Source organism: Rhodococcus sp. WY5, from assembly GCF_018588185.1.
Taxonomy (GTDB): domain Bacteria; phylum Actinomycetota; class Actinomycetes; order Mycobacteriales; family Mycobacteriaceae; genus Rhodococcus_F; species Rhodococcus_F qingshengii.
Window position 1 is genome coordinate 604,237 of sequence record NZ_JAAMPR010000001.1, and the last position, 19,843, is coordinate 624,079.

Here is a 19,843-nt window from a genome sequence, read left to right on the forward strand (position 1 = left end):
GGGCAATACTTTCAAATGAAATGATAGTAACCCAGGCCAGGCCGCTGACTCCCGATTCCGGCGGCGACGCATGAGCGCTACCGGCGCGCTCGAACGCGCGCGTAGCGCGGTGTGGCGCCTGGGCATGGTGGTTCCCCTTCAGGGGCCGGCCGGACTGTTCGGCCCCTCCTGCGAAGCAATCAGCGAGTTGGCCGCCCGCGACCTCAACAACTCCGGTGGCGTGCTGGGACGCGAAGTCCAGATCGAAGTGATCGACGGCGGCGCTTCGCCGAGCGTCGTCGCCGCCAGCGTGGGACAACTACTCGACGCAGGCGACATCGACGCCGTCAGCGGTTGGCACATCTCCTCTGTCCGCCACGCTCTTGCACCCGTGGTCGCGGACCGCATTCCGTACTCGTACACCTCGCTCTACGAGGGCGGCGAGGTCAGGTCCGGCATCTACTGCTCCGGCGAAACACCACGGCAGCAGATCGCGCCGGCGCTGAAGTGGCTGCGCGACAACGTCGGAGCGCGTAAGTGGTTTGTCGTCGGGGACGACTACATCTGGCCGCACAGCTCTCTCGGAGCCGTGAGGCAATTCGCCACCGAACTCGATCTCAGCCTTGTCGGCGGTTCGTTTGTCGACCTGGGGCGCGGCAACATGAAACAACTGGTCGAGACCGTCTCGAACTCCGGTTGCGACGGCGTGATCATGCTCCTCGTCGGCCAGGACGCCGTCGATTTCAACCGCGCCTTCGCCCGCCGCGGCCTCGACGAGTCGATGATCCGGTTCAGCCCGTTGATGGAAGAGAACATGCTGCTCGCGAGCGGGCCGAGGGCAACCCGCAACCTGTTTGCCTCCGCCGCGTACTTCCGTTCGATGGTCGACGGCAACTCCATGGATCTTCTCGGGCGCTACGTTGCACTGCACGGCGCGCACGCTCCGGCGCTGAACAATGCCGCCGAATCGTGTTACGAAGGGATACATACCCTTTCGGCCCTGGTGCGGCGCGCCGACAGCACTCATCCGCGTGACCTGGACGCCGTCGTCGAGGGTGCCGCGTACGACGGGCCTCGCGGAACCGTCGAGTTTCGTGATCGTGTTGCACGGCAGAAGATTCAGCTCGCCGTCGCCGACGGACTCGACTTCTCGATCATCGCAACGCTCTGAGATTTTCCCTGAGATCTCCCTCTTGACTTCTGTGGCGCGCATCACTTAGTTTCATTTGGAATCATTTCATTTGAAAGTAACCCGTTCCGCAGTAACCGTCCCGAAGTAACCGGAGGTGCCCGATGGGCAGTGTTGGTTTGCTTTACGTGGGAGCCGTCCTCTTCGTCAACGGACTGATGCTGCTCGGCACAGTTCCCGTTCGATCCGCCTCGGTCCTCAACCTCTTCGTCGGCGCACTTCAATGCGTCGTCCCCACCGTCATGTTGATTCAGGCTCAGGGAGATTCGAGTGCCGTCCTGGCGGCCTCAGGGCTCTATCTGTTCGGATTCACCTATCTCTACGTGGGCATCAGCAATCTCGCCGGCTTCGAGCCGGAAGGAATCGGGTGGTTCTCGCTGTTCGTCGCGTGCGCCGCGCTCGTGTACTCCTTCCTCTCTTTCACCGTGAGCAACGACCCCGTCTTCGGGGTCATCTGGCTCGCATGGGCAGCGCTGTGGACGCTGTTCTTCCTGGTACTCGGGCTCGGCCGCGAGAATCTCAGTCGCTTCACCGGCTGGGCAGCGGTCCTCCTGAGCCAGCCCACGTGCACGGTCCCCGCATTTCTGATCCTGACCGACAACTTCCACACCACACCCGCCGTCGCGGCCGGTTGGGCCGGAGCGCTTCTGGTTCTCCTGGGCCTGGCCAAGATCCTCGCTGCACCCAAAACCGCAGTACCCCAATCCCGTCCAGTCTTCAACTGATCGACACAACCAAGGAGTGAAAGACAATGCGACACGGTGACATCTCCTCGAGCAACGACACGGTCGGCGTAGCAGTGGTCAACTACAAGATGCCCCGCCTGCACGATCGCGCCGGCGTCCTCGAGAACGCGCGCAAGATCGCCGACATGATGATCGGCATGAAGACCGGCCTCCCCGGAATGGATCTGGTGGTCTTCCCCGAATACTCCACGCAGGGAATCATGTACAACGAAGAGGAGATGTACGCGACAGCAGCCACCATCCCGGGCGACGAGACCGCGATCTTCTCCGCAGCGTGCCGCGAAGCCGACACGTGGGGAATCTTCTCCATCACCGGCGAACAGCACGAAGACCACCCGAATAAGCCCCCGTACAACACGTTGATCCTCATCGACAACAAGGGCGAGATCGTTCAGAGGTACCGAAAGATCCTGCCCTGGTGCCCCATCGAAGGGTGGTACCCGGGAGACACGACGTATGTCACCGAAGGCCCGAAGGGGCTGAAGATCTCGCTCATCATCTGCGACGACGGCAACTACCCGGAGATCTGGCGCGACTGCGCGATGAAGGGTGCGGAACTGATCGTCCGTTGCCAGGGATACATGTACCCCGCCAAGGACCAGCAGGTAATGATGTCCAAGGCAATGGCCTGGGCCAACAATTGTTATGTGGCAGTTGCCAATGCGGCCGGATTCGACGGCGTCTACTCCTACTTCGGACACTCCGCGATCATCGGATTCGACGGCCGGACGCTGGGTGAAACCGGCGAAGAAGAATACGGAATCCAGTACGCGCAGCTTTCCGTCTCAGCCATTCGCGACGCACGCGAGAACGATCAGTCCCAGAACCACATCTTCAAACTCCTCCATCGCGGCTACTCCGGTGTCCACGCAGCAGGTGACGGAGACAAGGGCGTCGCGGACTGCCCGTTCGAGTTCTACAAGCTGTGGGTCACCGACGCCCAGAAGGCTCAGGAACGCGTCGAGGCCATCACCCGAGACACAGTGGGTGTAGCGGATTGTCGCGTCGGAAACCTGCCGGTCGAGAAGACAATCGAAGCGTAAGGATCTCACTGTGCCTTATATCACCGACATGCTCCATGACCGGAACAGTGCAGCAGCACCACCGCCGGCCGAGGAACGAACCGAACCCGTACCGGTCGGGGCCTTCGACGCTCGCAAGCTCTCGAAAGCCCTGAGTTCCAAGATCGTCGGACAACAGGCCGCCGTCGACGCAGTGGTTCGTGCGATTTCGATCGCGCATGTCGGTGCCACGGATCCGACGCGTCCGCTCGCAAACATCCTTCTCGTTGGCCCGACCGGCGTCGGAAAGACGGAATTGGTGCGGCGCGTGGCCGCAGAACTACGGTCAGGACCCGATGATCTGTGCCGCATCGACATGAATGCTCTTGCGCAAGAGCATTATGCGGCGTCATTCTCCGGGGCTCCACCTGGATATGCCGGTAGCAAGGAGTCCTTCACGCTGTTCGACAAGAACACCGTCGAGGGCGATCCGTACACCCCCGGAATCGTCCTGTTCGACGAAGTGGAGAAGGCCGACCCCACCGTGCTGCGTGCGCTCCTGCAGGTCCTCGACAACGGCGAACTCCGGTTGGCGAACGGTCAGCAGAAGATCTCGTTCCGCAACAGCTACGTGTTCCTGACCTCGAATCTCGGCTCTGCTGCGGTGGCAGAACGTCGGCGCTCTCACCTGCGGCAGCTCGCCGATCGCGTCCGGATCGATCGACCGCGCCATGGTCATCATCTGGTGCAACGCGCGTTGGAGAAGTTCTTCGACCCCGAATTCTTCAACCGCATCGACGAAACCGTGATCCTCGACGAGTTCGACGAACAGACCGCGGAACAAGTGACCCGTCTCGAGATCGAACTGATCACGACTCGGTTGGCCAGGAGAGGCATCGACGTCGAGGTGGAGGACTGCGCCGTCGCCCTGTTGCAACGGCGCGGGTTCGACCCGGTGTACGGAGCACGTGGCCTGCGCCGCACCATCCGGAACGTCTTGGCCGACCCGGTGGCCGCCGCCGTTCTCGACCTTCGGCCGGTCGGGACGCAACCACTCGCCTTGCAGGCGCGGGCAGTTGGTGATCAGATACAGGTAAAGAAAGTCCCATGAGTGCTCGCTCACGTTGCGGATCGAATCCGCAACGTGGGCGACACATTTCAAACATGTCCGCGTAACGCCACCTCCCTAGGTTGGGTGCCTGCACCACAAAGTGCACATGCACAGGCACCCAGGGGAAGTGACGTCATGACAGCAGTGAACGAGCAGGTGTCCGCCGGCGCACCGGACAGGGCAGATCTCGGTGAGAATGCCGCACTGAAGGAGACTCTGGAGGACTACACCCTCCGATTTGCGCCACGCAGCTACCGCAAATGGGGAACCGGCGTCGTCGCGACCTCCGCGCTCGGCGGAATCGCGTATCTCGCAGACTTCTCGATCGGCGCCAACATCGGCATCTCGTACGGCACCGGTAACGCATTGCTGGGCATCGCCGTGTTTGCCGTCGTCATCATGGCGACCGGCTTCCCACTTGCCTACTATGCCGCGCGATACAATATCGACCTCGATTTGATCACTCGCGGAAGCGGTTTCGGCTACTACGGCTCGGTGGTCACCAACGTCATCTTCGCGACGTTCACCTTCATCTTCTTCGCGCTCGAAGGTTCCATCATGGCCCAGGGTTTGAAACTGGGGCTCGGGATCCCACTCTCGATCGGCTACGCGGTCTCGACCCTGATGGTCATTCCACTGGTCATCTACGGAATGAAGGCTCTGGCAAAGCTCCAAGTGTGGACGACGCCTCTGTGGCTCGTCATGATGGTGCTGCCGTTCCTGTATCTGCTGTTCAAGCACCCTGATTCGGTGAGCGCGTTCTTCGCCTTCGGCGGTGAGGACGGCGCAAACGGCAAGGGCGTCAACTTCGGATCGGTGATGCTGGCCGCGGGTGTCTGCTTGTCGCTGATCGCACAGATCGCCGAGCAGATCGACTACCTACGCTTCATGCCGCCCAAGACGCCGGAAAACACCCGCCGTTGGTGGGCTGCAGTAATTCTCGCCGGCCCCGGCTGGGTGATCTTCGGCGCGTTCAAGCAGATCGTCGGACTGTTCCTCGCCGTGTACATCATCGCGAACGTCGTCGACGGATCCTCGATCGCCAACCAGCCCGTGCACCAGTTCCTCGAGATCTACCAGGACATGATGCCGCACTGGCTGGCCATGACGCTGGCCGTGATCCTCGTGGTCATCAGCCAGATCAAGATCAACGTCACCAACGCGTACTCCGGCTCACTGGCCTGGACCAACTCGTACACCCGCGTCACCAAGACCTACCCCGGACGCATGGTCTTCGTTCTGGTCAACCTGGCGATCGCACTGATCTTGATGGAAGCCAACATGTTCGACTTCCTCAACACGATCCTGGGCTTCTACGCCAACTGCGGTATCGCCTGGGTCGTGGTCGTCGCCTCGGACATCGCGATCAACAAGTACTGGTTGAAGCTCTCCCCGAAAGTCCCCGAGTTCCGACGCGGGATGCTCTACGACGTCAACCCCGTCGGCTTCGTGTCGATGCTGCTGGCCGCGGGAGTGTCGATCCTGGTGTTCTTCGGCGCTTTCGGTTCGACGATCAAACCGTTCTCCCCGATCGTCGCGATCGTCATCGCACTGGTGATGCCGCCGGTCCTGGCCGTCGCCACCAAGGGAAAGTACTACCTACGACGCACCGACGACGGCATCGATCTGCCGATGTTCGACGAGTACGGGAACCCCTCCGGTGAAACGCTTCTGTGCTGCGTCAGCGGAATCGAATTCGAGCGTCCCGACATGCTCGCGTCGAACGTGCCCGGCCCGAACGGCGAGAAGCAGTACATCAGCTCCCTGGCCTTGAGCACCGACAAGACCGGTGAGCACGTCCTGCCTGCTCAGCTTCCCTGACAACTGCTGTGCGCCTTTATTAACCGCCGGGGGTTAATAAAGGCGCACAGCAGGGTTATGCCCCTACATCGTCGAGCGACTCACCCTTCGTCTCACGCATGACCAGCAGCGCGACAAAAGTCAGCGTCGCCGCTACGAGAAGATAGATGCCGACCCAACCGACGCCGTAGTTCTTCGCGAGGTAGACGGCGATGAACGGCGCCACCGCTGCGCCCAGAATACTGGCCGTGTTGTACGCGATTCCCGAGCCCGTGTAGCGGACGTTGGTCGGGAAGAGTTCCGGGAGAACGGCACTCATTGGGCCGAAGGTCAGGCCCATGAGCAGCATGCCCACGATGAGGAACGCCAACATGCGACCGTCGTTCATTCCGTCCGGTTCGAGGAAGACACCGAAGGTCAAGCCGAACACCATGATCAGACCGGTGATGATCAGCAAGGTGATACGACGCCCGTAACGGTCGGCGAGCCAACCCGAGACCGGCACGGCGGCAGCGAAGAACACGACTGCGATCAACTGCAGGACAAGGAAATCGGTGTACTTGAAGCCCGCACCGGTTCCACCGTCGGCCGGCGTCTTGCCGGTTCCGTGGCTGAGAACCCAGGTGGTCATGATGTAGAACAGCGTGTACGTCGCGAGCATCACGAACGTACCGACGATCAGCTGACGCCAGCTGGTCTTGAATACCTCGGCGACCGGAGTCTTGACCTTCTCGCCGCGCTCGACTGCACGCGCGAACACCGGGGTTTCCTCGAGCTTGAGCCGGACGTACAGGCCGATCATCACCATGATTGCGCTGAGCAGGAACGGAATTCGCCATCCCCAGCTCAGGAAGGCGCCCTCGAGGTCCGGGCTGGAATTGTCGTGGTTCATGAACAACGTGATGATCAGGAACAGTCCGTTGGCCATGAAGAAGCCGATGGGCGCACCGAGTTGCGGCCACATCGCCGCCCAGGCCCGCTTGCCTTCCTTGGCTGTCTCGGTCGCGAGCAGCGCCGCACCCGACCATTCGCCGCCGAGCCCGAGACCCTGGCAGAAACGCATGAGCGCCAACAACGCCGGGGCCAGCAGTCCGATCTGGTGATAAGTGGGCAGCAGTCCGATGAGGAAGGTCGCGATGCCCATCGTCAGCAGCGAGCCGACCAGCGTTGCCTTGCGTCCGACGCGGTCACCGAAGTGTCCGAAGAGAATCGAACCGAGGGGACGGGCGACGAACGCGAGTCCGAACGTCGCCAACGACGCGAGAAGCGCGGTGGTGTCGTTGCCCTTCGGGAAGAACAGGTGCGGGAACACCGATACTGCCGCTGTTGCATAGATGTAGAAGTCGTAGAACTCGATGGACGTACCCACCATGCTGGCGACCACGATTCGGCTGCGCGGCACTCCGGCGACGGTATCTGCGTCGCCGCCCTCCGGCTTGGGTGGATTCTCACTGACTGACGTGCTCAAAACATGCTCCTGCGCCGTTATACGAAAGATGTCCAATTGGTGGGATAGTGTCCCAATCAGTAGGAATTGAACACCCGCGGGGTTTTCCGACGCAAATTCGGTTCGCGAATTCGGCTCAGCGGGCAATCCGCGATAAAATTCCGTAAAGGTGAGCCGGGAAGTCTGGTCGGCACGTGCATTCGATGCGTCACAACGTCGATCACGTTCATGTCTGTTGCATCCGAATTCGGTTGCACGAACAAAGGTCGTCCCCACGCGTGATCTCCACCCTGCGTTCCGAACTGTCCCGCTACCTCCGCACCGAAACGGTGGGCGGATCGATCCTCCTGATCGCTGCCGCCCTCGCTCTGATCTGGGTGAACTCTCCTTTCGGTGAGAGTTACATCGCACTACGTGACTTCCAGATCGGTCCGTCCGCACTCCATCTCGACCTCAGCTTGGGCACGTGGGCGCAGGACGGACTGCTTGCCGTCTTCTTCTTCGTCGCCGGCCTCGAACTCAAACGTGAACTGGTGGTCGGCGAACTCGCGGACCGCAAAGCCGCGATGCTCCCGATCATCGCGGCGTGCGGCGGCGTCCTGGTTCCCGCGATCATCGCGGCGTCCATCGGTTTCGGCACGCCCGGCATGGACAAGGGCTGGGCCATTCCCGTCGCGACGGACATCGCTTTTGCCCTCGGCGTGCTCGCGCTGACCGGCTCGAAGATCCCGGCGAGCGCCCGAGTTTTCCTGCTCAGCCTGGCCGTCGTCGACGATCTGCTCGCGATCATCCTCATCGCCGTACTGTTCACCGGTTCCCTCGCGATGTTGTGGCTGCTGACCGCGGCCGCAGCCCTGGCTGCCTACGCCTACGCCCAACACAAACGCATCACGACGCCGTTCCTCTACGTCCCGCTGGCACTACTGACCTGGTACGCGATGCACGAAGCGGGGATACACGCCACACTCGCGGGCGTCGCGCTCGGCTTACTCACCCGGGTGAGGCGCGATCCGGACGAGGAGTACGCGCCCGGTAGCCGTCTCGAGCACCGCATTCAGCCTTACTCCGCAGGCTTCTGTGTCCCCGTCTTCGCACTGTTCGCCTCCGGTGTTCCGATCAACGCGGCGGTACTCGGCGACATTTTCACCGACCCAGTAGGGCAATCGGTCGTCGTCGGTCTTCTGGTCGGCAAAACCGTCGGAATCTTCGGAATTTCCCTGCTCGCGATCAAATTGGGGATAGCAACCAAACCCAAGACACTGGAATTGAGAGACATGTTTGCCCTCTCAGTTCTCGGTGGCATCGGGTTCACCGTTAGCCTGCTTGTAGCAGACCTCGCATTGGACGGGGTCGGCGATGGCAGCGAGGCCGAGATAGCGAAGGCCGCAGTTCTCGTGACATCGTTGGTGGCATCGCTGATCGGATCAGCGCTGCTGTGGCGACGTGGACGAGTTCATGCGGCTCGAGACGACGCTTCCACCGCCATTGCCACGGACGCGAGAGAACTACCTGGAGAGGTCGACAAGTGAGCTTGACCAACGGAGAGAGCCAGCGCTTCACCGGAGATGGAGTACCGAACACGGTCTCTTCCATCCCTCTCACCGATGTGGACGCCCGCACGCCGGGCGAGGCCACCATCGGGGCCCTCGTCAAGGACGCGACCGCACAGGTCTCCACCCTCGTGCGCGCCGAGGTCGAACTTGCCAAGGCCGAGGTGACGGGCGAGGTCAAGAAGGGTCTGCAGGGCAGCGTCTTCTTCATCCTGGCCTTCACGGTTCTGCTGTTCAGCTCGTTCTTCTTCTTTTTCTTCCTGGCCGAGATGCTCGACACCTGGGTGCCGCGCTGGCTGGCGTTCCTCATCGTCTTCCTGATCATGGTGGTGACCACCGCGATTCTGGCGCTGCTCGGTTATCTGCGCGTGCGCAAGTTGAGGGCTCCGGAGAAGACGATCGAATCGCTCAAGCAGGCCAAGAACGTCATCCCCGGCAGCCATGACGACGCAAAGCCGTCGGTCGATTTCAACGCGCGCCGGTAGCGAGTCTGATCGAAAGTGGCAGCCCCAGATCCATCCACCGTCAGGTTCGACGGCCCCTGGATTCACCGGGACATTCACGCCAACGGCATCCGGTTTCACGTCGTCGAGGTAGGCGACGCGGAGCCGGATGCTCCGTTGGTGGTGCTTCTGCACGGATTCGCCGACTTCTGGTGGTCCTGGCGCCATCAATTGACGGCACTGTCCGAGCAGGGCTTCCGCGTCGTCGCGATGGACCTTCGTGGGTACGGCGACTCCGACAAGCCCCCTCGTGGCTACGACGGTTGGACGCTCGCCGGTGACGTAGCCGGCCTCATTCGTGCGATGGGTTACGGCAAGGCCACGCTGATCGGTCATGCCGACGGCGGGTTGGTGTGCTGGGCGACCGCGCTCCTGCATCCACGCCTGGTGCGGTCGATAGCGCTGATCTCGTCTCCACACCCGATGGCGCTCAAGAAAGCAGTCGTCCGCGACCCCTATCAGCGCCGCGCGCTTTTGCCCTCGTTCCTGGCCTATCAGGTACCGCTACGCCCGGAACGTCGGTTGACGGCCGACAACGGCGCCGAAGTGGAGCGTCTGGTTCGCTCGCGGTCGGGCCCCACCTGGCCGCAGCAACCCGAATTCGCAGACGTCATGAGCAAGATGCGGTCCGCGATCCGGATCCCGGGCGTCGCGCATTCCACCTTGGAGTACCAGCGTTGGGCCTTCCGCAGCCAGCTCCGCCCCGAGGGCCGACGTTTCATGCGTTTGATGGATCAGGTTCTTCGCATTCCGATCGTCCAGATTCACGGCGAACTCGACCCGTACGTGCTCACCCGTACCGTGCGTCGCGACAAGCACTGGGCTCCCGGCGAGAAACTGCGCACCATTGCCGGAGTCGGTCATTACGCGCATCAGGAAGCCCCCGAGCGCGTCAATCGCGAACTCGGGGACTTCCTCCTTACGGAGAAGTGACCGCTACAGGATGCACGCGCCCGTCGGTACGGGCGTCGATGCCGAGGCAGCCGCGTTCAACTGGCGCGAGACTTCCTGCGCGGTGAGGACGAATCCGGTGTCACTGTCGTCGACGGCAGCACCGAACACGACGCCGAGGACCCGCCCCTGATCATCGACCATCGGTCCACCCGAGTTGCCCTGCCGGATGGATCCGCGCACGGTGTAGACCTCACGCTGGGTGGTTCCGGCCTTGTAGATGTCCGGCCCGTTCAGGTTCAGGACCTCACGAACGCGGGCTGCGCTGGCCGTGTACGGACCACCGCCGGGGTAACCGAGCACCAACGCGTTGTCACCGGTCCGAGCCTGCTCCGGAGCGAACGGCAGCACCGGCGCGTCCAATCCGGGAACCGCCAGAATCGCGATGTCCACGGCGGAGTCGAAGAGCACCACCTGCGCGGGCAGTGCGCCCTCCATGGTGTCCACGGTGATGCTCTCGGTTCCGGCAACCACGTGGGCGTTGGTCATGACGCGTTCGGGGGCGACGATGAATCCGGATCCCTCGAGCGCGCGCTGGCAACTCGGTGCGACGCCGTTGATGCGGAGAACACTCGGACGCAACTGCGCCGCCAACGGACTGGCGAGAACGCTCGCGTCGGGTGCTTCGACCTCGGTGATGGGCGTGCGCCCGAACGGGCCGATGACGTCAGGCAGGCCGGAGGTGTCGAGCAGCGCCGAGAACTCGGTCGGGATGCGGCGCAGCCACTGCGGCGCCACTTCGTCCACGCTGGCGAGAACGTCCGAACCACGAACAGCGGCGGCAATATTCGGCTGCGACGAGGAAGTGAGCGGAATCGCGAGCAACCACGCCGCGACCACGACAGCCACCGCCTGTAGACCCGCACCGATGACGCTGTCGACGGATCGCGCCGTCGGACTGTGCATTCCGCTGCGCGCCGCGCGTCCGAGCACCATGCCGGCGACCTCGCCGATGATGACCAACACGACGATCAGCGAGATGCCCGCGAGGATGCGCAGCTTGCCTTCGGTGACGTGCACGAGCAGGTGCGGCGCCAACAGAATCCCGGCGACGGCACCGAGGATCACGCCGACGAACGCCAGCGCCGACGCCACCGCGCCCTGACGCCATCCGGACGTGGCCGCGATGAGGGCGACCAGAACGATGGCGATGTCCACCCAACGAGAACCTGTCATCGCGGCACCGCCGAATCCTCGACACCTTCACCGAACTCGGACAGCGCTGTGTCCAGGTCTCTCACGTCCTCGTAATTCCACGGAATCTCCCAGCCCGACACCGTGAACAGCGCCGCGAGGATTCCTGCTGTGAACCCCCAGACCAGCATGCCGTCGGCGCGGAACGCCGGGCCCTGGTATCCGAGGGGATGTCGAACCTGAAACCGGTTGTCTGGGTCGAGCAACGTGCGCAGCGGCACCCGGGCCACCCGTCCGACCTCGCCCTCGTCCTGAATGCCCACCGTCGTCGGCTGCTCCCAGTAGCCGAGCACCGGCGTCACGTCGAAACCCGACGGCGGGATGAAGATCTCCGGCAGCACGGTGAGCGGCTGAACTCCGCTCGGATCGAGCCCGGTCTCCTCCTGCGCTTCACGCAGCGCGGTGCCGATGGGGCCGTCGTCGCCCGGATCGGCGGCACCGCCGGGGAATGCGACCTGTCCGCTGTGCTGACGCATCGTCGACGCCCGTTGGGTCAGCAGGACGTCTGCGCCCTCCGGCAAGCCGCCGACGGCGAGAGGGTCGGCCTCACGCGGTCCGCCGAAGAGCACGAGCACCGCGGCCGGACGCGTCACGGTGCCGCGCGGCGCGCGACGCTCGAGGACGGGGTTGATCCGATGGGGATCGGTGGGCTGGGTGCTGGCGACAGCGCGCAACCACTCGGGAACCGGTGTGCTCATACGACGACTCCCAGATATTGCGCCGCAGCGGCGGCGATCTCGTCCGCACTGCGGAAGGGTTGGGGCAAGACCTTGGCGACTGTTCCATCCGCGCGCACGAGCACCGACACCGGCAGCACCGGCGGTGCGCCCACTGCGATCCGTACCTTGCCGTCACCGTCCTGGACGCCGGGCAAACGCACCGAGTAGTCGATGAGTCGCGTCAAAGCGTTCTCCTGATTCGGATCCGAATGCACGGTCAGCACGTTGATGCTGCCGTCGGCGCGCTCCGCGAATTCCTGAAGGTACGGAAGCTCTTCGGCGCATGGCGCGCACCAGTACGCCCACAGATTGAGCAGAGTCGGCTTTCCGCCCACCGCTGCGGCAAGGTCGACGGGCGCTCCGTCGGAGACGCAGTCGAGGGTGATTCCGGCGAGAGCCGAGCCGGCAGGCGCTTCGCCGGTCGGAGTCGGGCAGGAGGCCAGAGCCGCCTGGCTACGGAGTTGATCGAGCGATTCCGACGACGGAGTGAACGTCGGCGGCTGATACGCGGACGAGGACGGGCCCGTCGAGGTGGGCGTCGTGTCGTCTCCTCCGCGCGGCCAGATCGCCACGACGAGAGCCGCGACGACCACGAGCGCAGCGAGAGACCATCTTCCGGCACTTGTCATCGGTGATCACAACCCTGCCAGGGCGAGCAGATGATCGGTCTCGGGGCCTTTCACCAGGGCCGCGGCCTCGGTTTTGTCGGTCGGGCCGAGACCGTACGACGGGCAGTCCTTGGCCAGAACACACACACCGCATGCGGGCTTGCGCGCGTGGCAGACCCGTCGGCCGTGAAAGATCACGCGATGCGAGAGCAGAGTCCATTCCTTACGTTCGATCAGTGCCCCGACGGCGTGTTCCACCTTGACGGCATCTTCTTCCTCGGTCCACTTCCACCGACGCACGAGCCGACCGAAGTGGGTGTCGACGGTGATTCCCGGAATGTCGAAGGCATTGCCCAGCACGACGTTCGCGGTCTTGCGTCCGATGCCTGGGAGTTTCACCAGATCTTCGAGCTTGTTCGGGACCTGCCCGTCGTGGCGTTCGAGTAGCGCCTGACCGAGTCCGATCAGCGACGTCGTCTTGTTCCGGTAGAAGCCGGTGGAGCGGATGTACTCCTCGAGTTCGGTCCGATCGGCTTCCGCGTATGCCTTTGCGTCGGGATAACGGGCGAAGAGTGCCGGCGTGACCATGTTGACGCGGACGTCGGTGCATTGCGCCGACAGGATTGTCGCCACTGCCAGTTCCAACGGAGTCGTGAAGTCGAGTTCGCAGTACACGTGTGGGAAAGCCACAGCGAGCTCACGATTCATCCGACGCGCCCGGCGTACCAATCCGAGGTGTGATTCTTCCTTCCGCGCACCCCCCGAACGCGGTTTCTTCCGCTGCTCTGAACTGCCTGTCGGGGTGGTCTGCACTCAGACAACTGTACGGATACGACATGAGTGGAGACTCCGTCGTGTCGATTCTGAGACCTTCGACGTGTTTACTTCCCCCTATGCAAGGACTCGCAGTAATTCTCTTTCCGCTACTGCTTATGCTCTTTGCCCTGGCGATGGAACGAGTCGAAGGGCGATTGCGTCGGCTCTCGGTCCAAGAGCATGAAGTAGAAGACTTCCTCGACCAGGCAAGTCACGACGACGTCGCCCGCCTGGCAAGCGATGGGTTTCCCCATGCGTTCGCCCGCTTCCACCGGAAGCGTAAGGGCCGTCAGTCGGAGGCTCCCGAGAGCGCCAGCCTGGGCGAAATCCGGACACAACGGGCAAGTTGACGGCCATACAAAGTAGTCACCGCAGCGGATTCCGGAAGAATTTTCGGCTCTTACGTGGCATCAATCACTCGTCGCGAGCTAACGGGACGTAGACTTCGATGCCGTACCTGTTGCATTGAACACAGATTGCATTGGACACAGTGTCTCACTCATGAGGGCTGAGCCTGTGTACGACGGTTTGTGCACAGCGAGGGTACAAAGATAGATAGCGCAAAAATGACACCACAAACGAACAAATCCCAACAAGGAGCGCACGTGGACGACGTCCTGGCAAGAGCCGGCATCTTCCAAGGAGTCGAGCCCTCAGCGGTAGCGGCGCTGACAAAGCAGCTGCAGCCCGTCGACTTCCCCCGTGGACATGTCATCTTCAACGAAGGTGAACCCGGTGACCGCCTGTACATCATCGTGTCCGGCAAGGTGAAGATCGGTCGACGCTCACCCGACGGTCGCGAGAATCTGCTGACGATCATGGGCCCGTCCGACATGTTCGGCGAACTGTCCATCTTCGACCCCGGCCCCCGCACCTCGACGGCTACGACCGTCACCGAGGTTCGCGCCGTGAGCATGGACCGCGACGCTCTCAAGGCATGGATCCAGCAGCGCCCCGAGATCGCCGAGCAGCTTCTGCGCGTTCTCGCCCGCCGTCTGCGTCGTACCAACAACACCCTGGCCGACCTGATCTTCACGGACGTTCCCGGCCGTGTCGCCAAGGCGCTCCTGCAGCTCGCGCAGCGCTTCGGCACTCAGGAAGGTGGCGCCCTGCGCGTCACTCACGACCTCACGCAGGAAGAGATCGCCCAGCTCGTCGGCGCTTCCCGCGAGACCGTCAACAAGGCGCTCGCCGATTTCGCACACCGCGGATGGCTTCGCCTCGAAGGCAAGAGCGTCCTGATCTCGGATTCCGAGCGCCTCGCTCGTCGCGCGCGCTAGCTCTTCCTGTTCGACTCTTTCGGCCGCTCCCGCTTCTGTGGGGGCGGCCGAAGTCGTTCACTGGACTCTTGTTGTACCTATCGGTAAAGTCTGTACCGATAGGTACATATCTGATCGAGAGGCCCCGCAATGACCGTCCGAGCACCGATTCCGCCCTTCACTCACGAAACTGCCGTCCAGAAGGTCCGCCTCGCCGAGGACGGATGGAACTCCCGCGACCCGCACAAGGTGTCACTGGCCTACACGCCGGACAGTTGGTGGCGTAATCGGTCGACGTTCGTGACCGGCCGATCCGAGATCGTCGAACTTCTGACCGAGAAGTGGACCCGCGAACTGGACTACCGGTTGATCAAAGAGTTGTGGGCACACAGCGACGACCGCATCGCAGTGCGATTCGCGTACGAGTGGCACGATCACGACGGGCAGTGGTTCCGCTCCTACGGCAACGAGAACTGGGAATTCGACGCCGACGGACTCATGCACCACCGTCATGCCAGCATCAACGACGTTCCCATCGAGGAGTCCGAGCGAAAGTTCTTCTGGGATCCGACCGGACCACGCCCGCACGATCATCCGGGCCTGAGCGAGTTGGGTCTGTGATGAAAGGATGAATCCATGGCCAGACAGGTAGCTGAACGCTCGGACACGATTCCCGCTCTCGCGAACGTGTTTCGAACCTACGGGTTCGACGGAGCAAGCCTGGCCGTCATCACCGAACACACCGGTTTGGGCAAAGGCAGTCTCTACAACTTCTTTCCGCGCGGGAAGGAAGAGATGGCCGAGGCGGTGCTCGACGAGGTCGACGGATGGTTTCGCAGCGAAGTCTTCGAACCTCTTCGAGCAGAATCGGTTCCACCGAGGCAGCGCATCCAGAGTATGTTCGCTACCGCGGGCGACTACTTTCGGTCAGGGCAACGCATTTGCCTGTTCGGCGCATTTGCACTCGGTGAAGAGCGAAACCGCTTCGGCGCCAGGGTGCGAACATACTTCGACGAATGGACAGCGGCTCTCGAGGCGGCACTCGTCGGTGCCGAAGATTCCATCGGACTCGCCGAAGAAGCCGTGGCCGGGATCCAAGGGGCGATCGTGATGTCCCGGGCCCTGGACGACGGTTCCGTATACAGCCGAGTGACGACGCGACTCGAAGATCGACTGGTACAGGCACTCACGCCGTAACGCATACCGCACGACCACAAAGGCATTTGTGCCGCGGCATCCACCTGGCATGCTCGAAAAAGCATGCACAAGAAGAAAGGAACCCATGCCCTCGTTCGAGACGGTGATCGCATCCACCCCTTCGGGGAAGGTCCGCGGCCGAAAGCGTGACGGTTCCTACTACTTCGGTGCGATCCCCTACGCCAGCGCACCGCGCTTCGAGAAGCCGCGACCGGTGGAACCGTTCTCCGACGTCTTCGACGCCACAGCGCTTGGAACGGTCTTCCCCCAACCACCTTCACGACTCGAACGCATCATGGGGCCACCGCTCCCCGAACCGGGGCACAGCGAGGACAGCTTCACCGTCACCGTCACAACCCCGTCGCTGACCGGTCATCGCCCGGTGATGGTGTGGCTTCACGGTGGCGGGTACTCCAGTGGCGGCGGCTCACTCCCCTGGTACGACGGCGGCGCTTTGTCAGCCGAGGGCGACGTCGTCGTGGTGTCGGTCAACTATCGCGTCGGCGTGCTCGGATACCTCCTCCTCGACGGCGTCAGCGAAGGCAATCTCGGGGTACACGATCAGATCGCGGCGCTCGAGTGGGTGCGCGAGAACATCGAGGCATTCGGCGGCGACCCAGACTCGGTCACCGTATTCGGGCAGTCGGCCGGCGCCCATTCCATTGTGAATCTGTTGAGCAGTAACAACTCTCGAACCCTGTTCCATCGAGCAATTCTGCAGAGCACCCCACGGCCGGACCTCAACTTCACGCAGGCTGCCGCGATCGAGAACGGGGAGACGTTTGCCCGACTGCTCGACGGAGATCCTCGGACCGCACCGCTCTCCCACATTCTCGACGCATTCCGCGGCACGGCTGTCGAGTTCAGCCGGCGGTCCCCCAATGTCGTGCAACCGCCCTTCGCGCCGATCTCCGAACTGGAACCGGTGATCCGAACTTTCGAAACAGCGCCTGACGTCATCGTGGGATACACCCGAGAGGAGGGATCTGCTTTCGTGCGCGACGTAGCGGGAGTACCCGATCCCGAACACGTCGCCGAAAAGGCACTGACACAGAACATGTTTGCCGAACCGGCAATGGAGCTGGCCGAGACCTTCACAGCGGCCGGCGCGTCGGTGTACACGTACCGCTTCGACTGGGCACCGACGGACGACGTCTTCGGAGCAACTCACTGCATAGAACTACCCTTCGTGTTGGGAACCGAGCAGTCCTGGCAGGGCTCACCGATGCTGGGCAGCAGCGACTGGCAGAGCATCGACGCACTGGGCCGTCGGATACGCCGGCACTGGACGTCGTTTGCGCACACGGGAAGTCCGGACAGCAGCGAAACCTGGGAGAAGTACACCTCGTCCCAATCGATCGGAATCACCTTCTCCTGAGCAACTTCGGGCGCCTACCCACCCGGAGAAATCCCGTCTAGGATTGCTCCATGGACATGCCCAAGCTCCTCGACGGGCGACTCAAACTCCGCCATCTCCTGCTCGTCGACGCATTGAGCCGTCAGGGCAGTGTGGTCGGCGCCGCTGCCGCACTTCACATCACGCAACCTGTCGCGACTCGGAGTCTGCACGACATCGAGTCCATTCTCGGCGTCTCGCTCTTCGACCGCGGCCCTCGCGGCATCACCCCGACCATTTTCGGCGAGGCCTTCACAACTCATGCACGGGCCGTGATCGCGCAGCTGACCGAAGCCGGGCGACACGTCGTCGAACTTGCCGACGCCAATCGCGGAACCGTCATCGTGGGAACACATCTCGCCGGATCCAACGTGCTGCTTCCCGGCGCTATCGCGCGCCTGAAGGTTCACCACCCGTTGCTCACCGTCGTCGTGCGCGAAGGTACGCCAGAGCAGTTGCTCACCGATCTGGAAGCGGGCCGAATCGACCTGATCGTCGGCCGGCTCACCTCACCTACCGATGACACCGCGACAAGACGGAACCTCTACGCCGAATCCGTCGAACTCGTCACCCGCGTAGATCACCCGCTCGCTCACCGCGAGGACGTCCAACTCGAAGAACTACGCGGCTTCCCCTGGATCCTTCCCGGGGTCGAGACAGTGCTCCGCCGCGAACTCGAGGAGTTCTTCGCCCGCAACGGCTTGCCGTTGCCCGAAAATCGGGTCGAGGCAACCTCTTTCCTCACCGTGCGTCAGCTACTGGTCGAGACCGACATGATCGCGGTACTACCGAGCCTCATCCCCCGCGACGATGCGCGCTTGACCACCCTGTCCATCACACTCGATCCGATCGGGCACAGCGTCGGCATCACCTCGTCGGCGACTCGCACGTCGAGTCCGTCCGCGCAGGCCCTGATCGCGACGCTGGAGTCCTTTGCAACTGAGCTCATGCGACCGTGAAACGCCGATCGGCCCGTTCCCTCCAGAGGGAACGGGCCGATGTCGGATCAACCAGGACTCAGGCGTTTTCGGAGACGCGAATCTCCTCGTGCTCCAAGCCCCGCGACGAATCGGGGACAATCTTGAACAGTGCGATGGCGCCGACCAGGCTGATCGTGCACACCCCGGCGAGATACCAGGTCACACCGACCGAAGATCCGGTGGCGTCGAGCAGAGCCGTGGCGATCATCGGTGCCAGTCCACCGCCGAGAATTGCACCGCTCTGGAGGATCAGAGACGAGCCGGAATAGCGGACCTTGGCCGGGAAGGTATCGGCGATGATGCTGCCCTGGACACAATGTGTGACCGGAACGATCAGGCCCATGCCCAGGAACGCGATGACGGCGACCATTTTGTTCTCGGTGTTGAGGAGCGGGAAGAACACGATGCACCACAACAGGATTGCGGCAGATCCGCCGATGAACATGTGCCGACGCCCGTACTTGTCGGCGATCTTTGTCCAGAACGGGATGGAAAGGAACCACAGGACTGCTGCCGCGGTCACGCTGAGCACCAGGAATTGCTTGTCGTAGCCCAGATGTTGAGTTCCGTACGACAGGGTGAACACCATGAAGGCGTACGCCACGGCGGAGTTCGCCAAGCACGCGGCAAGCGTGAGAGACAAACGGGGGAAGCCGACCTTGAGCGACTCACGCAGCGGGAAGCGGACTATTTCGCCCTTCTCCATGATCCCGGCGAATGACGGCGACTCGGTGACGCGCAGGCGAATCACCAGACCGATCGCCACCAGAACGAAGCTGAGCAGGAACGGGATTCGCCAACCCCACGAAGCGAATGCCGAGTCCGACATCACGGCGTTGGTCGTCAGGAAGATGCCGTTGGCGAGAACCAGTCCGGCGGGTGTGCCCATCTGAGGGAAACCTGCATAGAGATTCTTCTGCCCCGCCGGCGCGTGCTCCATCGACATAAGTGTCGCGCCGGCGCCTTCACCGCCCAGACCGATGCCCTGAACGACGCGCATCGCCACCAGGAGGACGGGCGCCCAGAAACCGATGGAGTCGTAGTTCGGGATGAGGCCGATGAGTGTGGACCCGATGCCCATCATCACCAATGAGACCACGAGCGTGGCCTTGCGCCCGATCCGGTCACCGAAGTGCCCGAACACGAGTCCACCCACCGGCCGTGCAATGAACCCGACGGCGAAGGTGCTGAAGGCAGCCAGCGTGCCGGCCGTGGGGCTCAGGCTCGGGAAGAATTGTTTGTTGAAGATCAACGCGGCGGCTGTGCCGTAGAGGAAGAAGTCGTACCATTCGAGAGTTGTGCCGGCCAGGGTTGCCATGGCAACTCGGCTACGGGCCGCTTTCTCCGGCAACGGCTTTCCGTCGCTCGTAGTGCTGTTGGATATCTTGTCTGACATC

The 19,843-nt window shown here is 62.7% G+C and carries 20 protein-coding genes; 14 read left to right on the forward strand and 6 right to left on the reverse strand.

Features of this window, described 5'->3' with window-relative positions:
• Positions 1 to 70: 70 nt before the first annotated feature.
• The 5 genes from G4D79_RS02700 (at position 71) to G4D79_RS02720 (ending at position 5,847) form a co-directional block, all read left to right on the forward strand.
• Entirely contained in the window at positions 71 to 1,150 is a 1,080-nt protein-coding gene (locus G4D79_RS02700; protein WP_075831971.1) for a substrate-binding domain-containing protein, read from the forward strand.
• 122 nt (positions 1,151 to 1,272) lie between these two features.
• Entirely contained in the window at positions 1,273 to 1,893 is a 621-nt protein-coding gene (locus G4D79_RS02705) for an AmiS/UreI family transporter (RefSeq protein WP_003946099.1), read from the forward strand.
• Positions 1,894 to 1,919: 26 nt separating this feature from the next.
• A complete protein-coding gene (locus tag G4D79_RS02710) occupies positions 1,920 to 2,957 on the forward strand; it encodes an aliphatic amidase (protein ID WP_003946093.1) in 1,038 nt (345 codons plus the stop codon).
• A 10-nt stretch (positions 2,958 to 2,967) separates the two neighbouring features.
• Complete coding sequence (locus G4D79_RS02715; RefSeq protein ID WP_063315185.1) at positions 2,968 to 4,026, forward strand: AAA family ATPase; 1,059 nt, start codon at positions 2,968 to 2,970, stop codon at positions 4,024 to 4,026.
• 135 nt (positions 4,027 to 4,161) lie between these two features.
• A complete protein-coding gene (locus tag G4D79_RS02720) occupies positions 4,162 to 5,847 on the forward strand; it encodes a cytosine permease (protein ID WP_003946122.1) in 1,686 nt (561 codons plus the stop codon).
• Between the two features lie 55 nt (positions 5,848 to 5,902).
• Here G4D79_RS02720 and G4D79_RS02725 read toward each other — a convergent pair whose 3' ends face one another.
• Positions 5,903 to 7,294 carry an MFS transporter gene (locus G4D79_RS02725; protein WP_063315960.1) on the reverse strand — a complete coding sequence of 464 codons (1,392 nt, stop codon included), beginning with the start codon at positions 7,292 to 7,294 and terminating at the stop codon, positions 5,903 to 5,905.
• 173 nt (positions 7,295 to 7,467) lie between these two features.
• Between G4D79_RS02725 and nhaA the strand changes: the two genes are divergently transcribed.
• The 3 genes from nhaA to G4D79_RS02740 are packed head-to-tail and all read left to right on the forward strand — an operon-like array spanning position 7,468 to position 10,259.
• The gene (gene nhaA, locus G4D79_RS02730; RefSeq protein WP_007732414.1) at positions 7,468 to 8,802 is read left to right on the forward strand and encodes a Na+/H+ antiporter NhaA; all 1,335 of its coding nucleotides are present in this window, start codon (positions 7,468 to 7,470) and stop codon (positions 8,800 to 8,802) included.
• Positions 8,799 to 9,308: a phage holin family protein gene (locus G4D79_RS02735; protein WP_007732413.1), complete on the forward strand. Its 510-nt coding sequence runs from the start codon at positions 8,799 to 8,801 to the stop codon at positions 9,306 to 9,308. Before nhaA ends, G4D79_RS02735 begins: the two co-directional genes overlap by 4 nt.
• 15 nt (positions 9,309 to 9,323) lie before the next feature.
• Positions 9,324 to 10,259, forward strand: a complete 936-nt coding sequence (locus G4D79_RS02740) for an alpha/beta fold hydrolase (protein ID WP_007732412.1) — start codon at positions 9,324 to 9,326, stop codon at positions 10,257 to 10,259.
• A gap of 3 nt (positions 10,260 to 10,262) precedes the next feature.
• Here G4D79_RS02740 and G4D79_RS02745 read toward each other — a convergent pair whose 3' ends face one another.
• Genes G4D79_RS02745 through nth form a run of 4 tightly spaced genes read right to left on the reverse strand, consistent with a single transcriptional unit; the run spans position 10,263 to position 13,611 of the window.
• The gene (locus G4D79_RS02745) at positions 10,263 to 11,453 is read right to left on the reverse strand and encodes a MarP family serine protease (protein WP_003946095.1); all 1,191 of its coding nucleotides are present in this window, start codon (positions 11,451 to 11,453) and stop codon (positions 10,263 to 10,265) included.
• The gene (locus G4D79_RS02750) at positions 11,450 to 12,169 is read right to left on the reverse strand and encodes a CoA pyrophosphatase (RefSeq protein ID WP_058038253.1); all 720 of its coding nucleotides are present in this window, start codon (positions 12,167 to 12,169) and stop codon (positions 11,450 to 11,452) included. The genes G4D79_RS02745 and G4D79_RS02750 overlap by 4 nt, the downstream gene beginning before the upstream one ends.
• Entirely contained in the window at positions 12,166 to 12,819 is a 654-nt protein-coding gene (locus G4D79_RS02755) for a TlpA disulfide reductase family protein (RefSeq protein WP_003943500.1), read from the reverse strand. Before G4D79_RS02755 ends, G4D79_RS02750 begins: the two co-directional genes overlap by 4 nt.
• Before the next feature lie 6 nt (positions 12,820 to 12,825).
• Positions 12,826 to 13,611 (reverse strand): endonuclease III, encoded by a 786-nt coding sequence (gene nth, locus G4D79_RS02760; RefSeq protein ID WP_003943471.1) that lies wholly within the window; start codon positions 13,609 to 13,611, stop codon positions 12,826 to 12,828.
• Positions 13,612 to 13,691: 80 nt separating this feature from the next.
• Here nth and G4D79_RS02765 point away from each other — a divergent pair, with 80 nt between their 5' ends.
• The 6 genes from G4D79_RS02765 (at position 13,692) to G4D79_RS02790 (ending at position 18,425) form a co-directional block, all read left to right on the forward strand.
• Positions 13,692 to 13,964: a hypothetical protein gene (locus G4D79_RS02765; protein WP_019746620.1), complete on the forward strand. Its 273-nt coding sequence runs from the start codon at positions 13,692 to 13,694 to the stop codon at positions 13,962 to 13,964.
• 255 nt (positions 13,965 to 14,219) lie between these two features.
• Complete coding sequence (locus G4D79_RS02770; protein ID WP_003943506.1) at positions 14,220 to 14,894, forward strand: Crp/Fnr family transcriptional regulator; 675 nt, start codon at positions 14,220 to 14,222, stop codon at positions 14,892 to 14,894.
• A gap of 129 nt (positions 14,895 to 15,023) precedes the next feature.
• Complete coding sequence (locus tag G4D79_RS02775) at positions 15,024 to 15,494, forward strand: nuclear transport factor 2 family protein (protein WP_007732407.1); 471 nt, start codon at positions 15,024 to 15,026, stop codon at positions 15,492 to 15,494.
• 15 nt (positions 15,495 to 15,509) lie between these two features.
• Positions 15,510 to 16,070: a TetR/AcrR family transcriptional regulator gene (locus G4D79_RS02780; protein WP_003943459.1), complete on the forward strand. Its 561-nt coding sequence runs from the start codon at positions 15,510 to 15,512 to the stop codon at positions 16,068 to 16,070.
• Between the two features lie 85 nt (positions 16,071 to 16,155).
• Complete coding sequence (locus G4D79_RS02785) at positions 16,156 to 17,448, forward strand: carboxylesterase family protein (protein WP_063315189.1); 1,293 nt, start codon at positions 16,156 to 16,158, stop codon at positions 17,446 to 17,448.
• A 50-nt stretch (positions 17,449 to 17,498) separates the two neighbouring features.
• Positions 17,499 to 18,425 (forward strand): LysR substrate-binding domain-containing protein, encoded by a 927-nt coding sequence (locus G4D79_RS02790; protein WP_003943516.1) that lies wholly within the window; start codon positions 17,499 to 17,501, stop codon positions 18,423 to 18,425.
• Positions 18,426 to 18,483: 58 nt separating this feature from the next.
• On the opposite strand, the gene G4D79_RS02795 is transcribed toward G4D79_RS02790, so the two are convergent.
• The gene (locus G4D79_RS02795) at positions 18,484 to 19,842 is read right to left on the reverse strand and encodes an MFS transporter (RefSeq protein ID WP_042446679.1); all 1,359 of its coding nucleotides are present in this window, start codon (positions 19,840 to 19,842) and stop codon (positions 18,484 to 18,486) included.
• Position 19,843 lies beyond the last annotated feature (1 nt).

Coding starts and splice junctions, on each gene's coding strand:
- G4D79_RS02700 (WP_075831971.1), top strand. CDS start 71: ATGAGCGCTACCGGCGCGCTCGAACGCGCGCGTAGCGCGGTGTGGCGC.
- G4D79_RS02705 (WP_003946099.1), top strand. CDS start 1,273: ATGGGCAGTGTTGGTTTGCTTTACGTGGGAGCCGTCCTCTTCGTCAAC.
- G4D79_RS02710 (WP_003946093.1), top strand. CDS start 1,920: ATGCGACACGGTGACATCTCCTCGAGCAACGACACGGTCGGCGTAGCA.
- G4D79_RS02720 (WP_003946122.1), top strand. CDS start 4,162: ATGACAGCAGTGAACGAGCAGGTGTCCGCCGGCGCACCGGACAGGGCA.
- G4D79_RS02745 (WP_003946095.1), bottom strand. CDS start 11,453: ATGACAGGTTCTCGTTGGGTGGACATCGCCATCGTTCTGGTCGCCCTC.
- G4D79_RS02750 (WP_058038253.1), bottom strand. CDS start 12,169: ATGAGCACACCGGTTCCCGAGTGGTTGCGCGCTGTCGCCAGCACCCAG.
- G4D79_RS02755 (WP_003943500.1), bottom strand. CDS start 12,819: ATGACAAGTGCCGGAAGATGGTCTCTCGCTGCGCTCGTGGTCGTCGCG.
- G4D79_RS02765 (WP_019746620.1), top strand. CDS start 13,692: ATGCAAGGACTCGCAGTAATTCTCTTTCCGCTACTGCTTATGCTCTTT.
- G4D79_RS02775 (WP_007732407.1), top strand. CDS start 15,024: ATGACCGTCCGAGCACCGATTCCGCCCTTCACTCACGAAACTGCCGTC.
- G4D79_RS02780 (WP_003943459.1), top strand. CDS start 15,510: ATGGCCAGACAGGTAGCTGAACGCTCGGACACGATTCCCGCTCTCGCG.
- G4D79_RS02785 (WP_063315189.1), top strand. CDS start 16,156: ATGCCCTCGTTCGAGACGGTGATCGCATCCACCCCTTCGGGGAAGGTC.
- G4D79_RS02790 (WP_003943516.1), top strand. CDS start 17,499: ATGGACATGCCCAAGCTCCTCGACGGGCGACTCAAACTCCGCCATCTC.
- G4D79_RS02795 (WP_042446679.1), bottom strand. CDS start 19,842: ATGTCAGACAAGATATCCAACAGCACTACGAGCGACGGAAAGCCGTTG.